The sequence below is a fragment of the Planktothrix sp. FACHB-1355 genome, assembly GCF_014748295.1.
Taxonomy (GTDB): domain Bacteria; phylum Cyanobacteriota; class Cyanobacteriia; order Cyanobacteriales; family Aerosakkonemataceae; genus Aerosakkonema; species Aerosakkonema funiforme_A.
Genome location: NZ_JACJUP010000814.1, coordinates 1 through 3,326 on the forward strand (window position 1 = coordinate 1; position 3,326 = coordinate 3,326).

At 47.5% G+C, this 3,326-nt stretch carries 5 protein-coding genes; 1 reads left to right on the forward strand and 4 read right to left on the reverse strand.

What is annotated here, in order from left to right:
* Nucleotides 1–133: 133 nt before the first annotated feature.
* Nucleotides 134–262: a photosystem I reaction center subunit IX gene (gene psaJ / locus H6S82_RS25290; protein WP_190470966.1), complete on the reverse strand. Its 129-nt coding sequence runs from the start codon at nt 260–262 to the stop codon at nt 134–136.
* 34 nt (nt 263–296) lie between these two features.
* Nucleotides 297–791: a Photosystem I reaction center subunit III gene (locus H6S82_RS25295; RefSeq protein ID WP_190470964.1), complete on the reverse strand. Its 495-nt coding sequence runs from the start codon at nt 789–791 to the stop codon at nt 297–299.
* Nucleotides 792–926: 135 nt separating this feature from the next.
* Between H6S82_RS25295 and tsaD the strand changes: the two genes are divergently transcribed.
* Entirely contained in the window at nt 927–1,967 is a 1,041-nt protein-coding gene (tsaD, locus tag H6S82_RS25300) for a tRNA (adenosine(37)-N6)-threonylcarbamoyltransferase complex transferase subunit TsaD (protein ID WP_190470961.1), read from the forward strand.
* Nucleotides 1,968–2,068: 101 nt separating this feature from the next.
* Here tsaD and H6S82_RS25305 read toward each other — a convergent pair whose 3' ends face one another.
* The gene (locus H6S82_RS25305; protein WP_190470959.1) at nt 2,069–2,221 is read right to left on the reverse strand and encodes a hypothetical protein; all 153 of its coding nucleotides are present in this window, start codon (nt 2,219–2,221) and stop codon (nt 2,069–2,071) included.
* 204 nt (nt 2,222–2,425) lie between these two features.
* Nucleotides 2,426–3,322: an alpha/beta hydrolase gene (locus H6S82_RS25310; RefSeq protein ID WP_190470956.1), complete on the reverse strand. Its 897-nt coding sequence runs from the start codon at nt 3,320–3,322 to the stop codon at nt 2,426–2,428.
* Nucleotides 3,323–3,326 lie beyond the last annotated feature (4 nt).

Sequence of the window (3,326 nt, forward strand, 5' to 3'; positions counted from 1 at the left end):
GCGAGTTTCAAACATTTATCCAATTGTCAAAGGTTGTTGCTAGTTTGGCTTACGGATATAAGGTCAAGCAAAAACTAGCATACGTATTTAGGTGTAACCAAATCGTTAAGCGAGTAAGCCTAAAGATAGGTTATTACGGCATTGGGTGGAAAAGCAGGTCGGGGAAAAAGCGATTGAATTCAATCAAAATACCAGCAGTGATTGTCATCCAAACAGCGGCAATAACTGGAGCTGTGGAAAGATACTTAAGCAAATGCTGCATCGAACGATCCTCCTAATTAAGGGGTAAAACTAAACTAGCGGGGAGAAACTGGGATTTCTTCTTCCTTGGCAAACATTTCACCGGTGGTGATTTCTTTCAAAGCCAACAAAGGCCACAGTGGCCCAGTCAGCACTTTGGAAATCGCCAAAGGAACATCAATGATGATTTCTTTTTGTTCTGCGTCTTTATCTTTCTTGATGGCTTGCAGATAGGAACGACCTACCCAACCAATCCAACCGGTGATGTAGAGAAACAGAACGCTAGGAATGAGAAAATCACCAGCGCGGTCTAAACGACCATCAACGACCAAGTGGGGCAAACCTTCTGGGCCGCAGAGTGCTTGGGAATAACGTTCAAAGCGCTTTTGGCCAGAAGCGGGGTCGCTGGTAGTATTGGCTGCACTAGCTGCCCGTTCTTGGAAAGCAGGGGAGTCTTTGCAAGGTACAAGACCAGCAACGTCAGCAGATGCAGCAGGGGCAAAAGTGAACCAGATACCGATCGCAAAAATCAGAGCTAACAATCGTCGCATGGATTGTTTCCTTTTGTTACAAAACAATAAGTTTTCCGAACAAGAAGTTGAAGTTGTTTGTACAACCAAGCTGGCTAAACTAGAAAGCAGCCAGTCTTGTTAGGAAAGCACATTGATTTTTTAAAGTACCAGTGAATGGCAACAGTTTTAGCAATTGAAACAAGTTGTGACGAAACTGCGGTGGCAATTGTAAAGAACCGTAAAGTTTTGAGTAGCATCATCGCTTCTCAAATACCAGTCCACCGACAGTATGGGGGAGTTGTACCGGAGGTGGCTTCCCGCCAACACGTCGAAACGATCAACCAGGCCATAGCCCAAGCCTTTGAGGAGGCAGGTACGGACTGGGCAGAGATTGAGGGCATCGCAGCCACTTGCGCCCCAGGTTTGGTGGGAGCTTTGCTAGTAGGCTTAAGTGCTGCAAAAACTCTGGCTATACTTCAGAATAAGCCTTTTGTGGGCGTTCATCATCTGGAAGGACATATTTACGCCTCTTACCTCAGCGCCCCCGATCTAGAGCCTCCCTTCTTGTGTCTGCTGGTTTCCGGCGGTCACACGAGCTTGATTTATGTCAAAGATTGCGGTATGTACGAAAAACTGGGAGAAACTCGCGATGATGCGGCGGGTGAAGCTTTCGATAAAGTGGCCCGGTTGTTGCAGTTGGGTTATCCTGGTGGCCCAGCAATCGATAAGCTGGCACGAGAAGGCAATCCCAATGCCTTTCCCCTCCCAGAAGGTAAAGTTTCGCTTCCTAGTGGCGGTTATCATCCTTACGATTCCAGTTTTAGCGGTTTAAAAACTGCTGTGCTGCGTTTGGTACAAAAACTCGAACAGGAAGGCGTACAGCCGTTACCGGTGAATGATATTGCCGCTAGCTTCCAGGATACTGTAGCTCGATCGCTGACTCGACGTGCGATCGCCTGCGCCCTCGATCGCAACATCAACACCATTGCGGTAGGCGGCGGCGTCGCCGCTAACAGCGGACTGCGGAAACATCTGCAAGCAGCCGCAGAAACTCACAACTTGCGAGTCATCTTCCCCAGTCTTAAATTTTGCACCGATAACGCGGCGATGATTGGCTGCGCGGCGGCGGAACACCTCGATCGGGGTCATACCTCGCCTTTAACGCTGGGAGTGCGATCGCGCCTCGCTATTACCGATGTAATGCAGCTTTATTAATGGAGTGGGGAAAGAGGGAGAGCGGGAGAGTGGGAGAATAAATTTTTTCCCTTTTCCCTTTTCCCTATCCATGATTAACTTTTGACTTCCTCGTTGCGACACTAGCAGGCTATTTTGTTGCTTAGAGCCAAGTTGCGGCTTCTTTCTGAGAGTTGCGCTAGATTTAGCTGATTATTTTCATCAGCAATCAGATCTCGATCGGAAATTTGAGATGAAAGTTTAATCGTTTCGCATTGAGGGAACATAGTCACCATTGATGTGGCGTTTAGCAATCGATTTTTTCAGGCAAGTAGGCTGACAAAAGCTTTCACGAAGTCAGTCATACTGCACAAGAGCAAAGGTTTCTGTCAGCACGCTGCTATAACACTATCTTTGCTCTAACCTGTAAATTTTAATAAAAATTTAATATTTAAGCCAGTATTGTAGAATACATTTAAAGGGCGATCGCTTACGAATCTTCAAGATGCGTGACGGCTAAGGATAGTAAAAATTTCTGTGGCGACGGTATCTGGCTGTTCTACCATTGCCAGATGTCCGCAGTTTGGTATTTCGATCGTATTCTCGCCACAGTACTGAAACAGGGGATGAAAGCTAGCCAAATGACGGACATACTTAGGTTCCATCACCGTATCATTCGCACCGGCAATAAAATAAACCGGCTGCTTCAATTTAGAGACAATTTGTGGTAATCTATTTACTTCTATTTCCGTTGTCGAGTCCAGCAAAGTCCCTAGCGCCGCTTCCGGGTGAGCCATGACAAAATCGATGACGCGCTGACGGCCCCAAGTACGTGCGATCGGGCGAGCCACGCTATCGCGAGTAAACACCAAATCGATCCAAGGCAGATGACAGAGCAAACGGGGCCGGAATTTAATCAGCTGCTGGCCCACCGCTCGAAATCGCTCGAAAGCTTCCTTGAGATAAATACCGCCACCCGCATTGATACAGATGACACCCTTGATATAGTCCGGCCACTGTTGGGCTCCCCAGAGGGCGATCGTACCGCCCAAAGAGTGACCGATCAACCAGGCACTAGAAATATTTAATTTTTGCAGCAAAATGCCCAGATCGCGAGCGTAGACATCTGGGGTGTAGAGAGAAGTTGTCGAGTCTGAATTCGATTTTCCTAGATTTCCTCTACCGTTTGACTTTGGCTTGCTGCTGATTTGGGAATAGCCAAACCCTCGTAAGTCATAAGATAAACACTGATAAGTCGGTGCCAACCGCTCAATTAGAGGTTGCCAGTAGCGGCGGCTTAACAGCCAACCGTGAATGAAGACTAAAACCGGTTCCGAGGCAGTAGGAGCAGTTAACTCGTAAGCGTGGGGCACACCCAGGATATCTATGCTTGGCATATTT